A 25,190-nucleotide genomic window follows, 5' to 3' on the forward strand; every position below is an offset into this window, starting at 1 on the left:
TTCTTCCCGGAGGCCACGATGTCGCACCTTTGCGGCCAGGACCGGGCCGGATCAGACGAATTGAGGGAAGACATCGCCGGAAAAAACAGCATAGGCTATCGCCGGAGCGGCAAATCTTCCCGGGGAGGAAACGGATGGCTTCACGCTATCACGAGGTCTATGACGGCTGGAAACGCGACCCGGAAAAGTTCTGGGCGGATGCGGCGAACGCCATCGATTGGTACACGCCTTACGACAGGGTGTTCGATGCGGAAGCCGGCGTTTATGGCCGCTGGTTTACCGGCGCCACCTGCAACACCTGCTACAATGCCCTCGACCGGCATGTCGCCGGCGGGCGTGCCGACCAGATCGCGCTGATCCATGACAGCGCCATCACCGGCACCGTGAAGACATTCACCTATGCCGAGCTCAAACGCGAAGTGGTGGCGCTGACCTCGGTGCTGAAGAACCGCGGCGTCGGCAAGGGCGACCGCGTCATCATCTACATGCCGATGGTGGCGGAAGCGGCCATCGCCATGCTTGCCTGCGCCCGCATCGGCGCCGTGCATTCGGTCGTCTTCGGCGGTTTTGCCTCGCATGAGCTCGCCACCCGCATCGACGACGCCAGGCCGAAGGTGATCATTTCGGCCTCCTGCGGCCTGGAGCCCGGCCGCGTCGTCGCCTACAAGCCGCTGCTCGACAAGGCGATCGAGATATCCCGCCACAAGCCGGACGCCTGCCTGATCCTGCAGCGCGACCAATTGCGCTGCGAGCTCAGGGACAATTACGACATCGACTATGCGGACGCGGTCGCGCGCGAGCGGGCGGCCGGCGCCAATGTCGACTGCGTTCCGGTGCTTGCCACCGACCCGCTCTACATCATCTACACGTCAGGCACGACCGGCCAGCCCAAGGGCATCGTTCGCGACAATGGCGGCCACATGGTGGCGCTCGAATGGACGATGGAAAACGAGTTCGGCGTCAAGCCCGGCGAAGTGTTCTGGGCGGCGTCCGACGTCGGCTGGGTGGTCGGCCATTCCTACATCGTCTACGGGCCGCTGCTGCATGGCTGCACCAGCATCCTGTTCGAAGGCAAGCCGGTCGGCACGCCCGATGCCGGCACCTACTGGCGGGTGATCGCGCAGCATGGCGTGGTCGCCCTGTTCACCGCGCCGACGGCGTTCCGCGCCATCAAGGGGCAGGATCCCAGGGGCGAATTCGTCGCCAGATACGACCTGTCGAAATTCCGAACGCTGTTCCTCGCCGGCGAGCGCGCCGATCCCGAAACCATCAAATGGGCGGAGCAAAAACTGAACGTGCCGGTCATCGACCATTGGTGGCAGACCGAGACCGGCTCGCCAATGACCATCAACCCCGCGGGCCTTGGCCTGCTGCCGGTAAAATACGGCTCACCCGGCGTGCCGATGCCCGGCTACGACATCCGCGTGCTCGACGATGCCGGCCACGAGGTGCCGCGCGGCACGCTCGGCAATGTCGTGGTCAAGCTGCCGCTGCCGGCGGGCTGCCTGCCGACGCTGTGGAACGCCGACGCCCGTTTCCGCCAGGCCTATCTCGACGAGTTCCCCGGCTTCTACAAGACGGCCGATGCCGGCATGATCGACGAGGACGGCTACCTCTACGTGATGGCCCGCACCGACGACATCATCAATGTCGCCGGCCACCGGCTGTCGACCGGCGCCATGGAAGAGGTGCTGGCAACGCATCCCGATGTCGCGGAATGCGCCGTCGTCGGCATCGCCGATTCGATGAAGGGCCAGGTTCCGCTCGGCTTCGTCGTGCTCAACGCTGGTGTCTCGCGCGAGATCGGCCTCATCGAGAGCGAAGTGGTGGGGCTGGTGCGCGAGCGCATCGGCCCGGTCGCCGCCTTCAGGACGGTGGTGACGATCAAGCGGCTGCCGAAAACGCGGTCGGGAAAGATCCTGCGCGGGACCATGCAGAAGATCGCCGACAAGGAAGACTGGACCATGCCGGCGACGATCGACGACCCGGTCATCCTCGACGAGATCACGGCCGTGCTGAAGGAGCGCGGCATCGGGGTCTAGATGATCGGGCGCAGCAGACCCGATCCTTCCGTTTGTTGAGCGGTCGGCGCCAACTGTCACATCTGGCCAATCTTTTGTTGTGCAATGCAACAACAGACTCTAGGGTTTGGCTTGGGGGGCCATTCCAAAGGCACGGCATGGCTCAGCACAAGGCGACATTCGGCGGCGTCGACATATTGCGTTTCCTGGCCGCCGTCATGGTGATGTTCTATCACTATGGCTTCTGGGTATGGGCATTCCCTGACGGGGTTTCGGCGCGCGCGACCGGCGGCATCCCGCCCCATCCCGAAATGGCCTTGGTCGGCTCCGGCTGGGTCGGCGTGCAGATATTCTTCGTCATCAGCGGTTTCGTCATCGCCTTCAGCGCCGAGAATTCGACGCCGCTGCGGTTTTTCGAGGCAAGGGTGAAAAGGCTGGCGCCGGCGGTCTGGATCTGCGCGCCGGTGACCGCGGCGGTGCTGCTGCTCACCCGTCTGAGCTGGCCAACCGATGCCGTGATCAGGCTCGTTCGCACCGGCCTTTTCGCGCCCTACGGCCCTTGGGTGGACAGCGTCTACTGGACGCTCGGCATCGAGATCGCCTTCTACGCTGTCGTCTGGATCCTGTTGCGGCTTGGCCGCTTCCACCTGATGGAGACGGTGGCAGTCGTGATCGGCCTCGTCAGCACGCTGTTCTGGTGCCTCTATTATCCGCTCGGCTGGTCCGACCTCGCCGAGACACGCTGGCTGCAGCTCGTCCTGGTGCACCATGGCTCTTTTTTCGCCGTCGGCGTGCTCATCTGGCTGATGCGGTTCAAGGCGGTGACGGCCTCGCGCCTGGCCTTCTGCCTGCTGTTCCTGGGCGGGGGCGTGCTGCAAATCGCCAGTTCGGTCGATGTCCACAGCGCCAAGGTCGGCGCCGCGATGCCCTATGCGCCGCCGATCCTTGTCTTCCTGGTCGCCATCGCCCTGATGGCGTGGTCACTGCGGCTCGACCTCAGCTGGAGCGGCTGGCGCCGGATCGGCTTGATGACCTACCCGCTCTATCTGATCCACGACGTCATCGGCGCGGCGATGCTCGGCGCGATGATCCGCGCCGGGCTGCCTTATCTGTTGTCCATGGCAACGGTCGGCGCGACCATGATCGCGGCAAGCTGGCTGGTGGCGACCGAAGCTGAACCGCGCATCCGGCTGCTGCTCGACCACACGGTGTTCCGCTACCGGCTCAGGGCCGCGTAGTCGCGATCTTGTTGACCAATAAAGATTGACCAACGGGCACCTCGGTGCCTTCCTCACAGGAGCGCACTGTCCAGCCGCAGGGTTCCGAGGCCTGGATGGGGAGTCGCGGCCCTGTACAAAGCTAGGGACCAATCGATGCGGATCGTCAGGATAGCCGAACTGGAAATCGATCCTGACCAGATCGACAGCTACAAGGCCCTGATTGCCGAAGAGATCGAGGCCTCCGTGCGAATCGAGCCGGGCGTGCTTTTCCTTCATGCCGTGTCGGAAAAAGGTGCGCCTGAAAAGGTGCGCGTGATCGAATGCTACGCCGATCAGACGGCGTACGAAGCCCATCTGACCACACCGCATTTTCTCAAGTACAAGACGCAAACGGCGAACATGGTGCGGTCGCTTCGGCTTATCGAAACCGACCCGATCGCGCTGTCTGCGAAACCCGGTCAGAACTCAAACTGACCAGGGCTTGGACCGACACCGCCGTCCATCCAGAGCGGACGATCGACCTGCCGTCGAAATCGCTCGCAAGCGAAATAGACTGATCTGCTCTGGGGCCGACCTGCTTCCAATCCATGTCGCCAACCTCAAAGCGCGTCGATTCTGCGCAATACAATATTGCTCCGGATGTCATTTCATAGACATCGCCAATCAGCCAAAGAAACCGGGCGTCACGGGCTAGCATGGGTCTTTGGATCAGGCGCGGCTGCTTGAATCCGCCAAGCAGTACGGAAGCTACCTCGTTATAAATTCGACCCTTGAAGATGCCCGTACTTGTTTCGCCGGCTTGTTCGCTTTACGAACGGCAATGACCCTCATCTCTCGCATTGCCGCCCTTGCTTTGCTCGCCGTCATTGTCTTCGCGACGCTGTCGCCAATCCAGATGCGGCCCCACCTGGGTGACCCAGATTTCGAACGCGCCCTCGCCTACGTTCTGTTCGGCGTGGCAATGGGGCTCGGCTTTCCAAACCGCTTGGCTGGCACTGTCACTATAGTTGTCGTCGTAGCCACTGTGCTGGAGCTGATGCAGCTCCTCGAACCCGGTCGGCATGCGCGCCTTTCGGACGGCTCACTGAAGGCTTTGGCAGGCATCCTCGGAATAGTTGTCGTCCATCTCAGTCTTTTGGTGGCGAGCCGCTATTGGCCGCGTAAGCTGACATTGCCTGCCGGATGATGCCCGGGTTTAGACTCCCATTGTAGCCCGCCGCAGCCACATAGGCGATGACCTGCCTCGTCACTCAGGCACGGAAATCGCCACGGTTGAACTCAGACCGTTGTCTTGCTGCGCACTTCGGTCTTGTCGAGATAATAGCTCGAGTACTGGCCGAAGAATTTTTCGGACGCTCCGAACGAGCCGTATTTGGCGAGCTTCTTGAGATCGACCTTGTTCAGCACCGCGCCGACGATCTTGTTGGCGACATAGGGTTCGGATTCGAGCATCGATCTCACCATCGCGCGCGGCGTGCGGCCCCATTCGGTGACCAGCACGAAGCCGTCGACAAGCGGCGCGAAGGCCTTGGCGTCGACCACCGGCCCCAGCGGCGGCAGATCGACGACGATGTATTCGAAGGTCTCCTTGGCGTTGTCGATGAAGCGCCGCATGCCGGCCGAGGAGAGAAGCTCGCTGGTATGCGAGAAATTGCCGCGCAGCACGGCCGGAATGATCGCCAGCTTGGTCTGCCGGTCGATCTTGCCGACCGACTGCCAGGTCTGGCCGCTCACCACCGCTTCCATCAGTCCCTGCTCGGCCTCCATGCCGAGGCTGCGGCTCAAGCCCGGATTGCGCAGGTCGCCGTCGATCAGCAGCGTCCTGGCGCCGTTGGCGGCGAGCAGTCCGGCCAGATTGGCCGCGACCGTCGACTTGCCTTCGCCGGGAAGGACCGAGATGACGCCGATGACGCGGCTGCCCTGCCCTTCCATGACGACGTCGAAGGCGATCTTTGCGCTGCGCAGCGTCTCGGAGAACATCGACGCCGGAGCATCGACGCTGACGCGCATGCGCGCGCGCTTTTCGGCCGCGGCCGGCGATTTGGCGGTTTTGAGATCCGGGTCGGCCGGCTTTTCCTCCCTGGCGGTCTTGCCGCCGATGACAGGCAGATAACCGAGGAATTTGAGGCCGACGCGGTCGCGGACATCCTCGCCGGTCCTGAAGAAACGCTCGTTGAATTCGTTCAGGCCGCCAAGCCCGGCACCCATCAACGTGCCCAGCACAAGCGAGAGCGCCAGCACAACCACCGTGCGCGGGCTGGAGGCGCTGAGCGGCGTCGATGCATCCGAGATGATGCGGATCTTGCCGACCGGGAAGGATTGCTGCTGGGCGGCTTCCTCGTAGCGGCCGAGGAATGTCTGGTAGAGCGTGGAGAGCGCCGTCGCCTTCTGGTCGAGTTCACGCAGCTTGACCTGCGACTGGTTGTCGATGGCGCTCTTGCCTTGCGCCGCGGCGACATTGGCCCTGAGCGCGGTCTCGCGCGCCAGCGCCACTTCATATTCGTTGCGATAGCTTTCGGTCAGCTGCTTCAGCTCGCCGAATATCTGCGCCGATATGTCGGCCTTCTCCTTGGCGAGCGCCACCGCCTGCGGATGCTGCGGCCCAAAATTGGCCTCGACATCCTGCTGCCGCTTGGCGACGGCGAGATAGCGCGTCTTGAGCGCCGCGATGACCGAGCTGCTCGGCTGGTCGCTCGATATGGCGGCATCCTTGAAGGCGTTCTCCGAACCGCTTTCAACGATGGACTTGTATTGCTGGTAGCGGGCGCTGGCCCGGGCCGTATCGGCCTGCGCCACGATAAGCTGGGCGTTGAGGTCGGCAAGCTGCTTGGCGCTCATCAGCTGGCCGTCGCTGTTGGCGGACAGGCCGTGCTCGGCCCTGAATTTCTCGACCGCGAGCGATGCCGCCTGCGAGCTTTCGCGCAGTTCCGTCAGCCGGCCCTGCAGCCAGACCGCTGCGCGCTCGGTGGCATCGAAGGAGGCGTCGAGCTGGTCGGCGAGATAGGCATCGGCATAGGCCTTGGTGATCGCGGTCGCCAGTGCCGGGTCCGTCGCCTGGTAGCCGAGCGCGATGACATAGCTTCGCCCGACGCGCTCCGCCTGCACCTCGTTCTGCAATTTGAGGATCGCGTAGTCGCGACGTGAGGTCGCGATCAGCGCATCGCGGGTGGCGGGGTCGAGCTTGGTGACGTCGCCGACGCCCGGCATGGGAGGACTAGGGCGAACATACTGGATCAGGCCGCGGATCAGGCCGATGCCCTGGGCGAGCGCCGACTGGGGCGGGTTCATGAATGCGTCGTTGCGGTCGAGCTTCAGCTTGTCGACGACCACGGCGGCAAGCCTCGTCGAGGTCAGGATTTCGATCTGGCTCAGGATGGCCGAATCGGTCTGCATGGTCGTCGACGCCGCCGAAATGTCGTCGACGATCTTGTTCAGCCCCTCATCGATCAGCACGCTCGAGACCGATTGGTATTTGGGCGGCGTGGTCTGCAGATAGAGCAGGCCCAGGACAAGACCAATGACCGCGCCCAGGACAACCACCTTGGCCTGCCGCGCTGCCATGCCAAGCAGCCGCTCGACATCGATGAAGTCTTCGCCGTCTCCTGCTTCCGAATTCGGCAATGGCATCCTCTTGTCGAGAGGAAAGTTGGCATAGTTCATCTTCGGTCCAATTCCAGAGCCCGTCCATCCCAATCATCGGGATGGGCTCTATCTCACTGTTTGAACATGATCTTTTCCGAAAACCGCCTTGCGCTTTCCGGGATCATGCCTTGGCTCCCAGGCACTTCGAAGATCGGGAGCATTGCCAAAAAGCAACGCAAGTTCCATGCCGGACGCCACAGGGCGTTGCGCGCATCGCACCGTCAGCCGTCCGACAATGCTCCCGAAACATGGGCATTATGCGGCTTCTTCCTGTCGTTCATGCGACCGGACGAACTCCTGGAGCATCTCGAAAACCGGACCCTTCATGTCGTCGCGCGCCAAGGCGAAGGCGATGTTGGCCTGGATAAAGCCCTCCTTCGAGCCGCAGTCGAACATGCGGCCCTTGAAAGGCTGGGCAAAGAAGGACTGCTCCTGCGCCAGGCGGACCATGGCGTCGGTCAGCTGGATCTCATTGCCCGCGCCGCGCTGCTGGTTGCCGAGCAGGGCGAAGATCTCGGGCTGCAGGATATAGCGGCCGTTGATGTAGAAGTTCGACGGCGCATTGGCCGGCGCCGGCTTTTCGACCATCGCCGTCACCTCGAAACCGCCGCCAATGTCGGCGCCGCGGCCGACAATGCCATATTTGTTGGTCTCGGTCGGGTCACAGCGCTCGACCGCAATGACGTTGCCGCCGGTCTCGGCATAGAGGTCGGCGACCTCGGCCAGGCAGCCGCGGCCGCCGAACGAAACCATATCAGGCAAAAGCAGGGCGAAGGGCTCGTTGCCGATGACCTCGCGCGCGCACCAGACGGCGTGGCCAAGGCCTTGCGGGGATTGCTGGCGGATGAAGCTGGTGGCACCGGCCACCGGCAGCAGGCTTTCCAACGACTGCAATTGCGCCTTCTTGCCGCTCTGCTCCAGTGTTCCGATCAATTCCGGATGCAGGTCGAAATAATCCTCGATGACCGCCTTGTTGCGGCCGGTCACGAACACGATGTGCTCGATGCCGGCCTCGAAGGCCTCATCGACGGCGTATTGCACGACCGGCCTGTCGACGACGGGAAGCATTTCCTTGGGCATCGACTTGGTCGCCGGCAGGAACCGCGTTCCAAGCCCCGCCACCGGTATCACGGCCTTCCTGATTTTCTTCATCGCAAATTCCTTCTGAGGAGATCGACTTCAGTCCATTCGCAGGCCAGGAAAAATCCCTCCATGTGCCTGCATCTTCACCTCCCCGCCCCCACGGCAAATTGTGCCGCTACTCGTCGCAACCGCACGGCGATCGGCATGCCCATATGCCTGACCGCCGCCGGGTCGCTGAGCGCCGTCCGGATCGCCTTGAGCGGGGACCGCGCCTTGATGTGCTGGACCATCGACAGGAACGAAGCCGCCTTGCGCAGGCTGCGGCTGCGCCGGGCGAAGGCCGCTTGCGTGGCCGCGTCCATCTGATGGCTTTGAGCGAAAATCGCATCGGCCTTGCGCATCGCCTCGACGTGATGAGGCTCGAGCACGCGCGAAATGGAGCCGCTGCGGATGTGATAGACATAGCCGATGTCAGGCTCGACCACACACCTGCCGCCCTTGGCCAGGGCGTTGGCCAGGAAAATGTAATCCTCGCCGATGATCAGGTCCTCGTCGTAGCGAAGTCCGTTTTCTTCCAGGAAGCGGCGCTCGAAGATCGGCTTGAGATAGCCGAGATTGAACTTCGATTCGAAGACGATGTTGCCGGCGATATAGCTGGCCAGCGAGATCTCGCCCAATTCCTCCAGATAGCGCGTCGGGAACATCGCATCCTCGATCACGCCGTCCTCGCGGACGACCTGGAGGTTGTCGACGGCGATTTGCGCGCCCGCCCTTTCAGCCCGCGCGATCATGGCGGCGATGCGGCCGGGATAGACCGCGTCGTCGGAATCGAGGACCGCGACCCAGCGGCCGCGGGCAGCCTCGAGGCCGGCGTTCCTGGCGCCGCCGGGGCCCCTGTTCTGCGCGAGCGCCACGACGCGCACGATGTCTTGCGGATAGGCCCTTGCCACGTCGAGCGTTGCGTCGCGCGACTTGTCGTCGACGACGACGACCTCGACGCTGACACCCTTCTGCGCGATGGCGCTGGCGATCGCCCGGTCGAGGGTCGCCTCGGCGTTGTAGGCTGCAATGACGAAGGAAACGTCCGGGACGAAGCTGACGTCAGGCTGCACGCTTGCCTCCTTCCTGTGGCGAGGGCTGGCCGTAGAGACGAATCTCGCGGATGCCGACAAGGCCGCTGACGACGCCGACATGCATAATGCCGCGCAGCACGCTGCGGTTCCGCCGCACGGGGCTGGCAAGGAAGGGAAACGCCGCGGCGAAGCAATAGGCTGCCTTTGCCGAGGCAATGGCGACCTGTTTGAGCAGGCCAATGCCGCTCGCATTGCGCCCCAGGAGATGGCCATGCGTCTGCCCGACGCGGAAGCGGCGGCGGCCAAGCCAGTCGAACGCGGCCCTGGTCCGTGGCACGACCTCGTCCACCCAAGCCTCCGGAGAAAACGCGATCGTGCCGCCTGTCTTGTGCATCTGGTCGAAGAATTCGGTGTCCTCGCCGCCGGTCTGGCCACGCGCCAGGCTGAAGCGGCGCCCGCGCAGGCTGTCCGACCTCATGTCGAGCAGCACGTTGCAGGTGTAGCCGGTGCGGATCTCGCCGCGCACCCAGACCGGCAAGGTCGAATGGAAGTCGCCACGCCGCATCCAGTCCGGCGCATCGGCCCCATAGCGCGCCTTGACCGGGCCCAGCACGGCGGCGGCGCGACTTGCCTGGGCTGTTGCGACGAGCTCGGCAAGCCAGCGCGGCGAAGCCGTCTCGTCGTCGTCGATGAAGGCGACGAAATCCGACGTGCTGGCGTCAAGACAGGCATTTCGGGCGATCGAGATGTTGCGCGCCGGGCAGTGGTGATAGCTGATCGGCAGCGTCAGTTCCCGCGCCAGCGTCGTCACCAGATCCCTGGCGCTCGGCGTGTCGTCATTATCGGCGACGATGACCCGGACGTCGAAACCGGCCGGCCTATCTATGGCATCGAGCGAGCGCAGCGTGTCGGCCAGTTCCGGCCGGCGGAACGTGCACACGCCGATATCGATGCTGCGGTTCTTGCCTGGAACCGCCATCACGCGACCCCGCGCTGTTTGCCAAGGCCGAGAAGCTGCAGCCAGAAACCGACGGACCAGCCGAAATGCATGACCATCGCCGAGACGCCAGCAAGCGCGATGTCGGCATTGCGCTGGCTTACCGCCGTCCACAGGCCATAGCCGAGGCATACGGATGCCCAGATCAAAAGCGGCACCGCCGCCAGCCAGTGCACGAAGGAAAAGGCCGCGAGCACCACCACCGGGAACACCAGCAGCGGCACCATCTGCCGGACCTTCGGGATGACGCGGTGCTTCAGGACATTCTTGGCGCGTCCGCGGCCGTAGCCGAGATACTGGAAATAGAGGCCGCTGAGCGACGCGCGCGGATAGTAGACCATCTGCGTCCTGCCGCTCATCCAGATCCTGTAGCCGGCCTGTCTCAGCCGGTAGTCGAGCTCGGCGTCCTCATTATGGCTGAACGTCTCGTCATAGCCGCCGACGGCCTGGAAGGCAGAAATCCGCATCAGCGCGTGATGGCCGTGATCGACCCATTCTCCGGCGGACAGATGCCTGTGCTTGGAACCGCCGGTGCCGAGCTTTGAATTCTGTGCCGCCGCGGCCGCCTTCTGCACGGTGCCGCTGCCGCTGGTCAGCATCGAGACCACGACCGAATCGGCGCCCGTGGCCAGCGCTTCCTCGACCAGCCGGTCGCAATAGTCGGCGGGGTAGCCGCCATGGGCATCGATGCGGATCAGATATTCGGCACCATCTCCGAATCTGGCGACGGCAAGATTGATCGCCGCGCTCTGGATGCGCTTTTCATTGTGGAGCAGGATGATGCGGGAATCCTCTTTCGCGCGTTCGCCGACAATGGCCGGGGTACCATCGGTGCTGCCGCCATCGGCAACGACGATCCTGGCACCGAGCCTCGCCGCCGCGGGGCTGAGCTGGTCGAGCAGCACACCGATATGGGCTGCCTCGTTGAGGCAGGGAATCACGATCAGGCTGGAGGGGAACGCTTGCATCATCGGGCGATCTCCATCCTAGGCCAAGGCCTCGGCCGCGAAGGGTTGGCGTATGGCGGCCAGGCTGCGAAGCTTCTCGACCAGCGCCCGGCAATCGCTGCGATCATAGCTCCATATCCTGGGGTTGCGCGACAGAACGCGCTCCTTCAACGTGCTGAAGCGGCGTTCCTCCATCTTGCCGATGGCGGCCTGGAGTGCGTCGGGTGAGGCTTCGGGCAACAGAATGCCGATGCCCTGCCGGCCGAGGAACCGCCCGGTTTCCGTGTTGGCCATCGAGATCGGCACCGCGCCGAATCGGCAGCCTTCATAGAGGCGATTGGGCAGCAGCCATTCGGAATTCTGGCCCGCCTCGAAGAAATCGATCGCCCAGGAGAAATGCACGTCCCGGTAGATCGCCGCCATGTCCTCCGGGTTGCGGTAGGGTCCGCGAAACGAAAGCCAGGGCTCGGCCTCGACGAAGGCGTGGAAATCCGGGAATTCGGTCAACGCCGGGCGGCCGCGCAGCACGATCTCGAACCGGCCGTCGGCGCGGCGCGAGAAATCGGCCAGGAGTTCGAGCGAGCGGCGGCAGCGCAATGCCCCGAACCAGCCGATGCGCCAGGGTGGCGCGACAGGCGCCTCGGCCATCTCATGCTCGGCCGGCAGGATCGCCGCTGCCTCGAAATATTTGTTTTCGACCAGTTCGACCGGCGCCGTCACCTGGCCGAACGGTTCGAAATAATTGGCGGTGAACGCGGGCGAGCTGGTCACCAGCAGCTTTACGTCCCTGGCAAGGTAACGTTCCGTGGCACGCAGCGCCTTGCCGACCGCATCGCTGCGAAGCATCAGGCGATGGATATCGAGGCATTCATAGACGATCGGCACCGCGGCGCCGAATATCGTGTTGGCGCGCCGGGCGAGCGCCAGCATTTCCAGGTTGCGCGCGATGATGAGATCGGGCCTCGGCATGCCGCGGAGCCTGGTGCCGATCGAAACCGCCGCCTTGGCGACTGCCGTCAGGCGCTGGGCGAATCGCCCGTCACGCGTCGCGCCGAGATCCAGCGGCCGCAAACCCTCGACGTCGGCAATGGGATTTGCCGTGCGGCGGAAGCCTGCGAGCGTGACCTGGGCGCCACCTGCCCTGAGCATTGTAATCCGCCGGCGCACTGCCGGGTCGGAAACGTCATGCACAAGGTACAAGACATTCAGCATGAAAACTCGACCGCTGTTGGCCCACCCACGGCGAACCTAGTACAGGTCTTGCTGCATCGCAACATTTTTGGTGCAGCGTAGCAAAATCCACGTTTTTTGTTGCACTGCAAAATAAATGCCGTAATTTGGCCGCGGCGGCGGTTGCAGGGTTCCTGGTCGGAACCTGCACAAGAATCAGGAATCCTGAATTTGGAAGCCAATCCATTCGATCCGCCAGAAGGCTCGCTGCGCAAATCGGTCGGGCGTGGCGCGGTCGTGACGGCCTTGTCGCAGTCCGTGCGGGTCGCCACGCAGATCATTTCCGTCATCGTGCTGTCGCGTCTCCTGTTGCCGCAGGATTTCGGCGTCGTGGCGATGTGCGCGCCGGTGCTGGCCTTCATCGCGCTGTTCCAGGATTTCGGCCTCACCCAGGCGACCATCCAGAAATCGGGCATACGGCACGACGAGGTGAACTACCTGTTCTGGATCAATGTCGCCGTCAGCGCCATCCTGGCCTGCGTGCTTGCCGGCGCGGCACCGCTGGTCGCCGCCTTCTACGGCGAACCGCGTGTGGCTGGCCTGGTGGCGGCGCTGGGCCTGCAGATCATGGCCTACGGCCTCGGTGCGCAGCATCTGGCGCTCCTGACCCGCCGCATGCAGTTCGGCCGCCTGGCCATCATCGATGTCGCAGGCGCCGTGGCTGGTCTTGCCGTGTCGATCGCCTGGACATTCGTCGACCGCTCCTACTGGGCACTTTTCGCCGGCACCTTGACCGGAGCCGTGCTGCCGACGCTGTGCTACTGGGCCAGTTCGCGCTGGCGGCCCAGCCTGCCCCGCAAGGTCGCCGGGATCAGCGAGCTGATCAATTTCGGCGCCGGCATAACCGGCTTCAACTTCGCCAATTTCTTTGCCCGTAATCTCGACAACGTGCTGATCGGAAAATACTGGGGCGAGGCGCAGCTCGGCCTCTATGACCGTGCCTACAAGCTGCTCCTGTTCCCGCTGAGCCAGATCACGAACCCGCTGTCGAAGGTGATGGTGCCGGCCCTTTCCAGGCTGAAGGACGAGCCCGACCGCTACCGCAGCGCCTATCTTCGCGTCATGCCGCTGATCCTGCTGGTGGCGCTTCCCGGCGTCGCTTTCGCCACCGCCATGTCCGACATACTCATCCCCTTCGTGCTCGGTGAGCAATGGCGCGCGAGCGCCGGCATTTTCCTGGCGCTGGGCTTCGCCGGGCTGCTGCAGCCGCTCAACAATCCGGCCGGATGGCTGTTCGTCAGCCAGGGCCGCTCCGGCGACTTCATGCGCTGGGGCATCATCACGGCGGTGACGTCGGTGCTCGCTTTCGTGCTGGGCCTGCCTTATGGCGCGCTCGGCGTGGCGATCGCCTATGCCGTCAGCGAATATCTGCGCACGCCTTTCCTGTGGCTCTATGTCGGCAGGAGCGGGCCGCTGCGGGCAAGCCACGTGCTTCGCGCGGCGACGCCGTTCGTGCTCGGCGCGCATGTGGCGCTGGCGGTGGTCTGGTTGGTCAAGCCGCTGCTGCCGCAGCAGCATGTCATTGCCTTGGCCAGCGGCGCGATCCTTGCCTATCTCATCACCATCGTCATCGCGCTGGCCTTCGCAGCCGGCCGTGAAGCCTTGCGCGAGGCCTTGAAAATGCTGCCGGCAAGGCCGCCGGCGGCAGCACCGCGCGAGGCGCAATAATTTTGGCGCTTTCGACCCTTACCGTTCACCCGAGCATCAGGCCTGATCCATGCATTACCGATCGATCTCAGACATGAACGACGCGATCGTGAGCAACCTTCACCGGTTGCCGCGCGACATCGACCTGGTGGTCGGCGTCCCCAGAAGCGGGGTGCTGGCAGCGACGCTGGTCAGTCTCGCGGCGAACATACCGATGACCGACCTGGACTCCTTCCTCGAGGGTCGCGTCTACACATCGGGCATCACCAAGCGCCGTGCGGTGCTCGACCGCAAGGTCGCGGAAATGCGCAAGGTGCTGGTGATCGACGACAGCGTCTCCGGCGGCAACGCCATGCGCGACGCCCGCGCCCGCATAGAGGGTGCCGGCATCGAGGCAGCCTACACCTTTGCCGCCGTGTTCGGGCTTGAGCCGGAGCATGCCGAGACCGATGTCGTCTTCGAGGTCGTGCCGCACCCGCGCATGTTCCAGTGGAACTTCATGCATCATAAATTCCTGGCGCAATGCTGCGTCGACATAGACGGGGTGCTGTGCCTCGATCCGACCGAGGCGGAAAACGACGACGGTCCGGCCTACGAGAAATTCCTCAGCGAAGCGCGGCCGCTCCATACCGCGACCCGCAAGATCGGCTGGCTGGTGACCAGCCGGCTGGAGAAATACCGCGCCTTGACCGAGGCATGGCTGGCCAAGCACGAGATCAAGTACGATCATCTGATCATGCTCGACCTGCCGAGCAAGGCGGAGCGCCAGCGGCTTGGCGCGCATGGCAGTTTCAAGGCCGAATTCTACCGCAAATCCGATGCCATCCTGTTCATCGAGAGCGAGCACGAGCAGGCGCTGAGGATCACCGAGCTGTCGGGCAAACCGGTGCTGTGCGTCGAAACGCACATGGTCAGCTTTCCCAACGCGCTGTCGCTCCCGGCGCTCGGCCAGGCGGCGCGCAACCTGCCGGCCAGGTTGCGACAGGCCAAATCACAGGAAGGCCGCAAGGGCGCCGCCAAGGCCCTTGCCCGCGCGCTGCTTGGCGCCCGCGGCTACGAGACGCTGAAAAGCCGGGTCAAGCGCCTGGCCTGATCCGCCAAGGCTGCAAGTTCAGATTAACGGGTTCCTTGGAGTGTTCGCCGGCGCGTCTGTCGAGAAGCATCAAACGAAAAACCCGCCTGTGCGGCGGGCCTCCGGCGCAACTCAGCACCATAACCCAAAATCTATCATAGCTGCCTTCACCCTGTCAAGAAAAAATTCCTATCACAAGGCTGCCGGGCTGGCCGTCATCAGGCCGCCTGCCGCGAGCGCTGCTGTGTGGCCTTGTCCAGTATGGAAAAGAAGGTGAGGAACTGGCGGTCAGGATCGAGCTCCGGACGCTCGGAGAAGCTGCGCGCCGTGGCCGAGAGCCGGTCATATTCCTGGCGGTCGTTCCACAGCAGCCTGACGGCCGCGACCCAGTCGGCGAGCGGGGCATCGTAATCCAGCACCACGCCGCCCGGGCCGATCGCTTCGGGCAGCCCGCCGCGCCGCGAGCCGATGACGGGAATGCCGCTGCAATGGGCTTCCGAGGCCACACGGCCCCAGGCCTCTTCCCATTTGCTGGGCGCCAGCAGGATCCTGGTGCGGCCATAGACGGTCTTCATGTCGCCGGTGCGGTTCTCCAGCCTGATGTTGGAGAACGGGGCGATGGTCTGCTCGATGCGGGCGCGATGATCGTCGGCGAGCTTCCAGCTCTCCACGAACAGGAACGGAATCTCGGGGCAGGCGCTGGCGATGCGCACGGCGAGCTCGAAGCCTTTCTCCTCGTACGGGTTGATCAAGGTGACGAACTGGCCCGTGGTCGGCGTGCTGTAGAGCGCGGCATTGATGGTCGGCGGCAGCACCGCCGCATCGATGCCGAACTTCTGTTTGTAGGCGCGCGCGGTGAATTGCGAATTGGCGATGTAGAGCGCCGAATGCAGCTCGCGCAGATCGCCGCCCAGCTCATGGAACTCGACGTTCCTGAGATAGACGACCAGCGGCACGCCTTCGGCCTGCAGCGCCTTGCCCACCGGAACCGACTTATGGCACTGGACGACGGCCACGTCCGGCTTCAATCTGCGGACGGCAAAGTCGGCCGCCTTCCAGGGAAACCAGGCCCGCACCACCGGATAGCCGGGAAAACTGTCGATGACCGCCGGCTGACGCAGCAGCTTCATCTTGGCGCGCGCCTTGAAGCCGAAGACACCGTCGCCGAACAGGGCAGCCAGTACGGCCGCCTCATGGCCGTGCTCGATCAACTGTTCCGCCAGATGATGGGTGCTCGACTGGACGCCGCCGCTGAATTCGGGCGTATATCCGTTGCCGCCTGCAAAAAGAACTTTCATGGTTCCTGGCTCCTGGTTCTTTCGCGTTTCGTTCAATGTGGCCCGAGAGCTTGCTCCGACACCGCCTCAGGCACTCTGTTGCTCGAGATTGGCGAACGGATTGGTGCATGGCTGCCATCCGGTGAACCGGATCGGATCGCCCGGCGAACTGCGCCAGGCGTAGTCGGTCAGCATGTGGAATTCGGCGATCAGCCAGCGGTCGAAATGCAGCAGGTCCTGCTTCTTCTGCTCTGGCAGCAAGGCGCGGGCTTTGCCCAGCCTTGTCTCCTCGAGCAAGGTGACGGCGTCGCTGAGTTTCTTGCTCGGAAATATCCATGGGTTCCTGTCGCGGAACGCCAGGACGAACTGCTGCAAATGCTCGATGCGCATGTTGAGCTTGCCGAAATATTTCTCGAGCGTGACGCGCACCAGATCCTCATCCGAAAACGAGGATACTGCCGCGTAGGCAATGCCGGTCGACACCACCCCGCCCGCCATGACGGCCAGTGCGGAGCGTCGCGAGATCTCTGTCATCTGGTTTGCTCCTCTCACGCCATCCGGCTCGCCGCCCGCAGGGACAGCGCTGCCGCGGTCAGGCTCGGATTGGCGCATGAACAGCTCGGATATGTGCTGGTTCCGACCACGACCAGGTTCCTGAGCTGGTGATGAATCATGCAGCTGTCGACCACCGAATCGGCCGGGCCCGTTCCCATCCGGAGCGTACCCTGGACATGCGATTCGGTTGGCCGGATGCCGCGATCGAAAAGCTGTTCGACCGGTAGCGGGGCGAGCAGCCCGGGCAGTTTCTCCAGCGCCCGCGCCATGCCCTTGACCGCGTAGTCCGACGGCGCCTTGAAGCTGACGAAGGCGTTGTCGTTCTCGTCGAGCGTGACGAAATTTTCATGGTCGAGCAGGTTCTCGGTCACCACGACAAGGGGCAGCGCCTGGCGCAGCCGCCCTTTCTCGGCGCGCATGCCGTGTTGCCAGCGGTTCTCGAAATAGACCAGCGCCGCGGCGTGCTCGGACCGGTGCGGACCGTCATAGAGGCCGAAATTCAAGCCGGTGGTGATGGTGCTGCCGTCGAAATTGTCGACACCGTCGAGATAGACCTCGAAATTCCAGCCATAGGATTCATGCAAGCCGCGGCCGACGAATTCGCCTCCCAGGCCGGAACGCAGCATGATCGCGGCGCTCTGGATAGCATTGGCGCCGAGAACGAAGAGGTCGCCGCTGACCTGATATTCCTTGCCGCCATGGACGAAAGTGACCGAGCGGACGGTCCCGCCGACATGGTCGAGCCGGCGCACTTCCGAACCGAGGCAGACCGACACGTCGGGATGTTCGAAGACATGCATCAGGCCGTTATTGGCGGTGAATTTGGCGTCGACCGGGCACAGCCAGCATCTGAGGTTGGCACAGCACGAGGTGCGCTGCGCGGTCGGCACGCGGGCGCGCGCGGTCGGCATGACGAAATGCTGGCCGGGCTGCGCCGCCTTCATGATCCGGTCGGGCGTCGACATGCGGTGCGGCGGCTGCGGAAAAGGCTTCGAACGCGGCAGCATCGCCGCCATGTCGGGATCGCCCGAGATCGACATGATGTCTTCGGCGTCGCAATAGAACGGTTCGACGTCGTCATAGCTGATCGGCCAGTCATTGCCGATGCCGTAGGTGCTTTTCAGCCTGAAATCGTTGGGATGGAACCTCGGCGTCTGCGCGAACCAGCAATTGGTGCCGCCGCCCAGCCCGATCGTGTAGTTCCAGGGCTTGTCGGAATTGGTCTTGTAGGTCGACTCGTCCTCGATGTCGGTGTTGACGTTCTGCTTGAGCTGCCATTCATGCGTGTTGTGGCGGCCCCATTCCAGGAGCAGGATGCGCGCCTTACGCCGCTTCGTGAATTCGTGCAGGAAGAAGGCCGAACCGAAACCGGAACCGATCGCGACAACGTCGAAGTGGTCCTTGGTGATCTGCTCCGGCTTTACGTCCAGCACCATCAGCCGCAACTCCTTTCCGGGTCTTGTGCGTTCGTCATGGCAAGCGCACCGGCCGGCCGCCGCGATCCCACATTGGATTGCCCAAACCCGGTCTCATGCCGCCATCCTGCCGATCGAGTGATATTCGATGCCGTGGCGGGCGATGACCTTGGGATCATAGAGGTTGCGGCCGTCGAAGATGATCGGCGTGGTCAGCGCGTCCTTCAGCGCGTCGAAGGAAGGCGCACGAAAACTCTTCCACTCGGTGGCGATCAGCAGCGCATCGGCGCCGCGCAGCGCCGCTTCCTTGGTGCCGCACAGAAGCAGGTCGTCGCGCAGCCCATAGATGGCTTGGCATTCCTGCATCGCCTCGGGATCATAGGCCTGCACGGTGGCCCCGACGTTCCAGAGTGCCTCCATCAGCGTGCGGGCGGGCGCCTCGCGCATGTCGTCGGTGTTGGGTTTGAAAGCGAGGCCCCAGAGCGCGAAGGTCTTGCCCTTGAGGTTGCCCTTGAAATAGCGGTTCACCTTGTCGAACAGCACGGATTTCTGCTCGTTGTTGCGCTCCTCGACGGCGCGCAGCAGCTTGGCGTCGAACTTGACGCCTTCGGCGGTCTTGATCAGGGCGCGCACGTCCTTGGGAAAGCAGGAGCCGCCATAGCCGAGGCCCGGATAAATGAAGTGGTAGCCGATGCGCGGATCGCTGCCGATGCCCTTGCGCACCTCCTCGATGTCGGCGCCGAGCTGTTCGGCCAGATTCGCCATTTCGTTCATGAAGCTGATCTTGGTGGCGAGCATGCAATTGGCCGCGTATTTGGTGAATTCGGCGCTGCGCACATCCATCACGATCATCTTCTCGTGGTTGCGGTTGAAGGGGGCGTAGAGCTCGCGCATCACCGCCTCGGTGGCCTCGCTCGACGTGCCAACGATGATGCGGTCCGGCCTCATGCAATCGGCGACGGCGGACCCTTCCTTGAGGAATTCCGGATTGGAAGCGACGTCGAAGGTCAGGTCCTCGCGGCCTCTTTTCTTCAGCGTTTCGGCGATCCTGGCCTTGATCTTCTCGCAGGTGCCGACCGGCACGGTCGACTTGCCGACGACGATCTTGGGCGCATCCATTTCCCGGCCGATCGCCTCGGCGACCGCCAGCACATATTTGAGATCGGCCGAGCCATCCTCGCCGGGAGGCGTGCCGACCGCGATCATCTGGATTTCACCATGCCTGACGGCGGCGGCCGCGTCGGTGGTGAACTTGATGCGGCCGGCGGCATGGTTCTCCCTCACGATGCTTTCCAGGCCCGGCTCGAAAATCGGGACGAGACCTTGATTGAGCCGCTCGACCTTGTTCGCGTCGATGTCGACGCAGACGACCTGGTGGCCCACTTCGGCAAGCACAGCAGCCTGCACGAGACCGACATAGCCGATACCAAACACCGTCAAATTCATTCTGTTTTGTTCCTGTCCAGGGCAGCGGACCGTGTTCGGCCCGGCCGGTTCAAATCGACTTTTCCAATAGGTTCTATTTTACGCTGCATGCCAGCGATTCCGGAAACTGGCAGGGTTCGCCCTGCGCGGTGAAGGCGACGCGCTCGATCTGCAGCGAAAGCTTGCGTCCGGGATCGGCGAATGCGCCCAACCATCCGGTCATCGTATCGCTGCCCCAGAGGCTGAAGAAGATCTTCTGAGCATGGCTGGGCAGCTTTGCCGGATCGGTGATGGTGTTCACCAGTTGGCCGTTGACGTACCAGCGCAAACTGTCCTTCTGCCAGACGAAGGCGTAGTCGTTGAAGGCCTTTTCCGTGCCGCCCGGCACGTCGACCAGCTTCTCGTTCTTGCCCTTGCCGGCGATGTAGGCATTGACCTGCACCTTGGACGTGTCCTTGGTCAGGATCTCGAAGTCGATCTCGTCCCAGGGCTGCTTGTCCGACGGGCCGATATAGGAGAAGAAAGCCGCGTTGAGGCCGGGACCGGTGTCGGTTTTCATGCGCGCCTCGTAGGTGCCGTAGCCGAATCGCTGCTTGGTCTGGATTTCGCCGCAAGCGTAGTCGCGATCCTTCGTCTTCTGCTTCTCGAAACCCAATGACAGCACGCCGTCCGCCAGGCTGACCTGCCCCTTCGCCCAGGTGCAATTCTGATGGCCGCCATTCGTCCAGCCATCGGAGACATACCAGCGCTGGCGGTTGAAGCTGGTGAAATCATCGACGAATGAGGGCGCCGACTTCAGATCCTGCGACCAGGATGGCGCCGGCCCGGCGAACAGGCCAGCGAGAGCGGCCAGCGCGACCAGGGCAGCCCTGCGTCCGGTGGAACCGCCCGGGCGGGCTTGCCTGGCCTGGCGCGTTGACGATATGCCGCGAACTGCGACGGTGAACGTGGTTCTCGGATCCGCATTCATACGAAACTCAACCTTTGCGCTGTGCATCCCCAACCCAAAGTAGCCATTCGAGCCGTTGCCAAACGGCGCTTTCTTTCTCTCGTCAGCCCCTCCCCAAGCTGCCTTCTCGCCTCGCGCCAAATCCACCCTTCAGCCTTCACCCTCTGCCGGCGCCTGCCGGTTTGGCGAGCCCCTCGCTGGCCGTCATATCGGACGACCCGTCCTCATCGAAAACCATATCCAGCGAATGACGAAGCTCCCGGACCATGCCGTTCTGGCGCGACAGCGCCGCGATGCGGCGCTCGCAATTCAGGATCGACGTCGTCAATTCATCGACCTCGGCGGAACGGCGCGCAGACGCCGAGCCGTTCTCCATGGCCTCGACCAGAAAGGCGGCGTTGGTGGCCGTCGCCTTGTAGCGATTCTCCAGCCCGTTTCGCTCGGCCTCGATCTCGGCCGCGATCTGCTCGAACAGCTTCGCCAGGCGGTCGAGGCGCGAGATGTCGGTCTGGCGGTCGCGGGCCGGATTCCTTGATCTGAAGCCGAATATCGAGGCCATGCGTTCAAAGTCCTGTGGTAGTCCGGCCGTCGGCCGGGCCCCTTACCGGTTCAATATCGGGCAGTCCGATCGGAGGCCGGTTCATTGGCCATCCTAATTGCTGCACCGCAACATAGACTGCCATCCTCCGGCCGGCTAGGCAACCACCCAATTCGTAAACTCATAAATCCGCCGGAAATGCTTTGCGCGACGGGCTGGCAAGAGCGCGGCCGGACGCCCGCATTCAAGGCTGCTTGCCCGTGCTGGTGCCGGCCATGAGAAAACGCATTGGCGGCACATGTTGACGACGGGAGGCGAACCCGACGCGGCGAAACAGCGCCTCGAGCTTGTCGGACGCCACGCCCTGGACGATGGGAACCAGGTTGGATTGGCTTGCGAAGGCATAGGCCGCGGCCGACGCCAGGCCCCGCTCGGCCTTGACGTCGAGGAAATTGCGCAGCCGGTATTTGTCGCGCACGTGGCGCTCGTGGCGGCGCAGCACCGCTTTGGAACCCTCAGGCAGGCTGTCGATCGCCAGCAGCGCCAGGTCGGCGTCGGCAAGACGCTTCAGGTCCTGGGTCTTGTGGCGGCCGCTCAGCGAATCGGCCCGCACGATGGCGCCGTAACCGCAGGAGCGGATGACCTTGAAGCGCGCGCCGCTGGCGACCGCGCGCGCGTAGAGTTCGTAATCCTCGCCCAGACGCAAGCTCTCGTCATAGCGCAAGCCGTGCCTGTCGAGAAAAGCGCGGCTGATCACCGGCTTGAGGAAACCGAGTTCGCCTCTGCGCACGTTGCGCCTGGAGATGTTGCCTTCGACGAAGCGCTCCAGGTCGAGGAATTCCGGCTCGGCCGCGAACTGCGGTGCGACGATCTGGGTGACATCGCTCAAGGCGTCGTCCCTGATGAGCATGATGTTGTCGGCCGCGAAATCCCAGTCCGCGCCGGCAAACAGATTGTGAAATCTGCCCGCGAGAAAGAAGTCGTCGGCGTCCAGAATGGCGATGAATGGCGATTGCGAGGCGGCGATGGCGGCGTTGCGGGCGAAGGAGGGGCCGCGATTGACGTCGAGACGGATCACCGCGAGCCGGTCGCTGCCGTCATCGGCGGCGCGGGCGACTTGGGCCGTGTCATCGGTGGAGGCGTCATCGACGACGACGACTTCGGCCACTTCCGGTTCGCGCAGCGCGGACGCGATGGCGACCGCGATTGTTCGCGCCGCGTTTCGGGCCGCGATGATCACGCAGACCTTTGATTTTGTCATCGACATGAATTTGCCTCTTGCACAGGTTCCATTCTGCCCTCGCCCTGTACGTGTTCGATGCCCGACAGGCTTCCCGTCACGGGCTGCCCTGCCGTTCGAAGATGCGGCGGCTGATGTCGGCCGATGCCGCCCAGCCGGCTTCCGCCAGATAGCGGACCGGCGCACGACCGCACAACTCCCACAGCACGGTGCGCCGCTGCGGCCATCGCAGGGATGACAGCCATGGCGCGATGACCATGTTGAGCAGATCCTCATTGCCGATGCGCGACAGCATCCGCGCGGCGCGCTGCGACAAGAGCGTGTCGGCGCCGCCGAGGAGCACGTCGGCGGCGCGCAGGCCAAGCAGCAGCGTGTCGTCCAGCCCCTGCGCCGCGGCGGCGTCGAGCAGGCGCTGCTGCTCGGCTTCGTCCAAGCGGTCGGCGCTGGCGCGCACGTCGCAGACGTAACCGGCGCAGGGTTCCCGGTTGAAAAGCGCCTTGGCGACGCTGATGCAGGACAACAGCAGAGTGTCGGCCGCCGATGTGAACGGCACCTCGACGCCGGTGATCTCGACCTGCCGTTTGCGCCGCAGGAAGCCATCCGCGTCGCGCGGGCTGGGCGAGCCGGGTTGCTGGAGCCGATAATGCAGATCGACAGTGGATTGCGTCGGCCCGTCGCCGCGGATCATGTGCTGTTCGCCGAGGAAACGGACCCACCAGACGGAGCGCGACTTGCCGGCGATCTCGTATCCGATCGAGCGGAGCGCCTCGCGCGCCCTGAAAAACCCGGCCGGCGCCACCAATATGTCGACATCGCCCGAAGGCTTCATGAAATGATCGTCGTAAAGCAGATGCTGCTGGAAGGGACCTTTCAGGAAAACGAAATCGATCTGCCTGTCGCGCAGCGCCGCCTGGATCGCCATCGAATCCATGATGCAGGACGCGTTCATCGAAACGGTCTTCCGGCGGTAGGCGTCGAGCCATTGGGAGAACTGAGCCGGCGGCCCGTTCGCGGGTGCGCTCGACAGCACCTTGAGGATAAAGGTCGCGACCTTGTTCAACCTGGCTATGTCGGTGACATTGGCCACGGAGAGGCCGGAGGCATCGCCGGGCGCGGCGCCGGATCGCGCCGCGAAGAACAGCCGCAGACAGGCCTGCACATAGGCGATCTCGCTGGCGCAATCGGCGGCGCGCAGTCGCTCATATGAACGTTCGGTCAGGGCCATCGGGCGCACGGTTCTCCAGAAGCGATCGGCGCGACGCCTATGCTGCAGGTGCGAAGCAAAGCATCGCCAAAAACTTTTGCGCCGTCCAGTTTTTCCTTTTGCAGCGCAAAAATCCGGCCCCGACGTTTATCGAAACCGGCTCGGGCGAACGATGAGGAGAACTGCTGGACCACAAGGGACGAGTGGCCTTTTCGGCGTTCCGTAGCAAACCTACCGGGAGACCCGGTGCTACGGCATTATTGTCGCCATGCCTTGAAGTGACAGGGCTTAAAAAGTTTATATATGCAAATCAATTTCTTATGCTGACCTAGTGCATTAGGCCCATATGCAGGGATCTCGAGGCGATCAAGGCCAAAGCTTGAGATCGTTACTCACGACTGTGTCTGCGCGCGCAGTCCATAATTGATTAATGCGCGGTAAATCAGGCTTGACTCATAAATGCTGCCATGCAGCTATTGCATCGCAGCATGAAAGTGCCGCCGGCAATCGACAGGCCGTTTCCAGTCCTTGATGGAGTGTAAAATGGAACAGAATGTTGAAAAACAGGAGTACGAAACGCCCAGCCTGACGGTTCATTGTTCGATTGAAACCATCACTCAGGGCGGTGGCGGCAACACGGCGCTCGACGCAGCATTTCCTGCGCACACGCCGATTGGCGACCTGACGTTCTCCTGAACCTGTCCTGATTCTGGAGGGACACGTTGGGCCTCTGGAATCCAAGAACCATACAGGGAGTCGGGGTGAAAATCCCGGCTTCTCTTCATTGCCTGACCCGGCTTTTCTTCATCGCCAGAATGGTCGGCACGCATTGCGGACAGTGTGTAGCAAACGAGGTTTTCGGATGAACTGGAACCCATCTGACCACGATCGCGTAAGTGCGACCAAGGAAGCGGTTGCCTGCGAATTCGGCAATGGCCTGGCGCTTCTTAACCTGAAATCCAACATCTACTACAGCCTCAACGGGGTGGGCACGTTCATCTGGGAGTTGATCCAGGAGCCGAAACCAATTGCCGAAATCCACCGGGCCGTGCTCGCGCGCTATGATGTCGACGCCGAGCGCTGCAGGGCCGATGTCGACGCACTGTTGAAAGGTCTGGCCGATAGCGGACTTGCGAGGCTGCATCATGAGGAACCTGTGTAAGCAGGTTCCGCAAAAGCGGGTCACGGTTTTGCGGCAAGAACCTGCGACGGAGAAAAGTCCCGGCCAGACGAAGCACCGGCGGCGCCTGCTTCGAGCTCTCTCCCTGAGCGGCCCGGAAATGCTGTTCCTCTGCCGCTGCCTGCTGGTGGTCGCGGCCGTTCGCCTGGGGCTGACCCTGTTCTCCTACAACCGCCTTCGCGGCATCGTCACCCGGCTGGAGGCGCGTGAATGCGCCAGCACGGGAGAACTGCGCCGTGTCGCCTGGGGCGTTGCCGCCGCGGCCCGCCTGGTGCCGCGCGCAAGCTGCCTCACCCAGGCGCTCGCCGGCCAGTACATTCTCGCCCGCCAGGGCAACGCCTCGAAGATCCGCATCGGCATCGAGCGCGACACCGGCCGGCAGCTGAAGGCGCATGCCTGGCTGATCAGCGGCAACCATGTCGTCCTTGGCGGCTCGATAGACAGGTTTGTCCCTCTCGTCGACTATGGTCAATGA

General features: G+C 63.4%; 23 protein-coding genes. 9 read left to right on the plus strand and 14 right to left on the minus strand.

Translation table 11 applies throughout. The features are described from left to right. The first annotated feature begins 134 nt into the window (after nt 1-134). The 4 genes from FJ443_RS11850 (at nt 135) to FJ443_RS31140 (ending at nt 4,427) form a co-directional block, all read left to right on the plus strand. Nucleotides 135-2,042 (plus strand): propionyl-CoA synthetase, encoded by a 1,908-nt coding sequence (locus tag FJ443_RS11850; protein ID WP_140624887.1) that lies wholly within the window; start codon nt 135-137, stop codon nt 2,040-2,042. Nucleotides 2,043-2,179: 137 nt separating this feature from the next. Beyond that, nucleotides 2,180-3,259: an acyltransferase gene (locus tag FJ443_RS11855; RefSeq protein ID WP_140664133.1), complete on the plus strand. Its 1,080-nt coding sequence runs from the start codon at nt 2,180-2,182 to the stop codon at nt 3,257-3,259. Between the two features lie 135 nt (nt 3,260-3,394). Beyond that, nucleotides 3,395-3,715 (plus strand): putative quinol monooxygenase, encoded by a 321-nt coding sequence (locus FJ443_RS11860; protein ID WP_140497155.1) that lies wholly within the window; start codon nt 3,395-3,397, stop codon nt 3,713-3,715. Between the two features lie 229 nt (nt 3,716-3,944). Then, nucleotides 3,945-4,427, plus strand: a complete 483-nt coding sequence (locus FJ443_RS31140) for a hypothetical protein (RefSeq protein ID WP_181175097.1) — start codon at nt 3,945-3,947, stop codon at nt 4,425-4,427. A 92-nt stretch (nt 4,428-4,519) separates the two neighbouring features. On the opposite strand, the gene FJ443_RS11870 is transcribed toward FJ443_RS31140, so the two are convergent. The 6 genes from FJ443_RS11870 to FJ443_RS11895 form a co-directional block, all read right to left on the minus strand. Then, nucleotides 4,520-6,901: a polysaccharide biosynthesis tyrosine autokinase gene (locus tag FJ443_RS11870; RefSeq protein WP_140497157.1), complete on the minus strand. Its 2,382-nt coding sequence runs from the start codon at nt 6,899-6,901 to the stop codon at nt 4,520-4,522. Nucleotides 6,902-7,138: 237 nt separating this feature from the next. Beyond that, a complete protein-coding gene (locus tag FJ443_RS11875; protein WP_140512943.1) occupies nt 7,139-8,035 on the minus strand; it encodes a UTP--glucose-1-phosphate uridylyltransferase in 897 nt (298 codons plus the stop codon). Between the two features lie 74 nt (nt 8,036-8,109). Then, nucleotides 8,110-9,078: a glycosyltransferase family 2 protein gene (locus FJ443_RS11880; protein WP_140556866.1), complete on the minus strand. Its 969-nt coding sequence runs from the start codon at nt 9,076-9,078 to the stop codon at nt 8,110-8,112. After that, on the minus strand, nt 9,068-10,018 hold the full coding sequence (locus FJ443_RS11885; RefSeq protein WP_140664138.1) for a glycosyltransferase: 951 nt from the start codon (nt 10,016-10,018) through the stop codon (nt 9,068-9,070). Before FJ443_RS11885 ends, FJ443_RS11880 begins: the two co-directional genes overlap by 11 nt. Further along, entirely contained in the window at nt 10,018-11,007 is a 990-nt protein-coding gene (locus FJ443_RS11890; protein ID WP_140664141.1) for a glycosyltransferase family 2 protein, read from the minus strand. The genes FJ443_RS11885 and FJ443_RS11890 overlap by 1 nt, the downstream gene beginning before the upstream one ends. A gap of 15 nt (nt 11,008-11,022) precedes the next feature. Then, nucleotides 11,023-12,195, minus strand: coding sequence for a glycosyltransferase family 4 protein (locus FJ443_RS11895; protein WP_140664144.1), 1,173 nt, complete (start codon nt 12,193-12,195; stop codon nt 11,023-11,025). A gap of 189 nt (nt 12,196-12,384) precedes the next feature. On the opposite strand from FJ443_RS11895, the gene FJ443_RS11900 reads away from it, so the two are divergent. Both FJ443_RS11900 and FJ443_RS11905 read left to right on the plus strand, forming a co-directional pair. Beyond that, a complete protein-coding gene (locus FJ443_RS11900; protein WP_140664147.1) occupies nt 12,385-13,881 on the plus strand; it encodes a lipopolysaccharide biosynthesis protein in 1,497 nt (498 codons plus the stop codon). A gap of 49 nt (nt 13,882-13,930) precedes the next feature. Further along, nucleotides 13,931-14,953, plus strand: coding sequence for a phosphoribosyltransferase family protein (locus tag FJ443_RS11905; RefSeq protein ID WP_140664150.1), 1,023 nt, complete (start codon nt 13,931-13,933; stop codon nt 14,951-14,953). A gap of 197 nt (nt 14,954-15,150) precedes the next feature. Here FJ443_RS11905 and FJ443_RS11910 read toward each other — a convergent pair whose 3' ends face one another. The 8 genes from FJ443_RS11910 to FJ443_RS11945 form a co-directional block, all read right to left on the minus strand. Continuing rightward, nucleotides 15,151-16,230, minus strand: a complete 1,080-nt coding sequence (locus FJ443_RS11910; RefSeq protein ID WP_140664153.1) for a glycosyltransferase — start codon at nt 16,228-16,230, stop codon at nt 15,151-15,153. A 66-nt stretch (nt 16,231-16,296) separates the two neighbouring features. Further along, nucleotides 16,297-16,743, minus strand: coding sequence for a hypothetical protein (locus tag FJ443_RS11915; RefSeq protein ID WP_140523560.1), 447 nt, complete (start codon nt 16,741-16,743; stop codon nt 16,297-16,299). Nucleotides 16,744-16,757: 14 nt separating this feature from the next. Continuing rightward, entirely contained in the window at nt 16,758-18,200 is a 1,443-nt protein-coding gene (locus tag FJ443_RS11920; protein WP_140664155.1) for a GMC family oxidoreductase, read from the minus strand. A 93-nt stretch (nt 18,201-18,293) separates the two neighbouring features. Next, the gene (locus FJ443_RS11925; protein WP_140556874.1) at nt 18,294-19,625 is read right to left on the minus strand and encodes a UDP-glucose/GDP-mannose dehydrogenase family protein; all 1,332 of its coding nucleotides are present in this window, start codon (nt 19,623-19,625) and stop codon (nt 18,294-18,296) included. A 73-nt stretch (nt 19,626-19,698) separates the two neighbouring features. Next, the gene (locus FJ443_RS11930) at nt 19,699-20,574 is read right to left on the minus strand and encodes a family 16 glycosylhydrolase (RefSeq protein ID WP_140497181.1); all 876 of its coding nucleotides are present in this window, start codon (nt 20,572-20,574) and stop codon (nt 19,699-19,701) included. A gap of 136 nt (nt 20,575-20,710) precedes the next feature. Next, entirely contained in the window at nt 20,711-21,112 is a 402-nt protein-coding gene (locus FJ443_RS11935; RefSeq protein ID WP_140512927.1) for a hypothetical protein, read from the minus strand. A gap of 223 nt (nt 21,113-21,335) precedes the next feature. After that, nucleotides 21,336-22,358: a glycosyltransferase gene (locus FJ443_RS11940; RefSeq protein ID WP_140559754.1), complete on the minus strand. Its 1,023-nt coding sequence runs from the start codon at nt 22,356-22,358 to the stop codon at nt 21,336-21,338. Nucleotides 22,359-22,428: 70 nt separating this feature from the next. Beyond that, complete coding sequence (locus FJ443_RS11945; RefSeq protein ID WP_140523548.1) at nt 22,429-23,556, minus strand: nucleotidyltransferase family protein; 1,128 nt, start codon at nt 23,554-23,556, stop codon at nt 22,429-22,431. Between the two features lie 522 nt (nt 23,557-24,078). On the opposite strand from FJ443_RS11945, the gene FJ443_RS31145 reads away from it, so the two are divergent. The 3 genes from FJ443_RS31145 to FJ443_RS11955 all read left to right on the plus strand — a co-directional run bounded on the left by FJ443_RS31145 (nt 24,079) and on the right by FJ443_RS11955 (nt 25,190). Beyond that, on the plus strand, nt 24,079-24,231 hold the full coding sequence (locus FJ443_RS31145; protein ID WP_181175098.1) for a hypothetical protein: 153 nt from the start codon (nt 24,079-24,081) through the stop codon (nt 24,229-24,231). A 166-nt stretch (nt 24,232-24,397) separates the two neighbouring features. Continuing rightward, on the plus strand, nt 24,398-24,697 hold the full coding sequence (locus FJ443_RS11950; RefSeq protein WP_140564960.1) for a PqqD family protein: 300 nt from the start codon (nt 24,398-24,400) through the stop codon (nt 24,695-24,697). A 118-nt stretch (nt 24,698-24,815) separates the two neighbouring features. After that, a complete protein-coding gene (locus tag FJ443_RS11955; RefSeq protein ID WP_224618327.1) occupies nt 24,816-25,190 on the plus strand; it encodes a lasso peptide biosynthesis B2 protein in 375 nt (124 codons plus the stop codon).

The organism is Mesorhizobium sp. B2-6-1 (assembly GCF_006440475.1).
Lineage (GTDB): Bacteria > Pseudomonadota > Alphaproteobacteria > Rhizobiales > Rhizobiaceae > Mesorhizobium.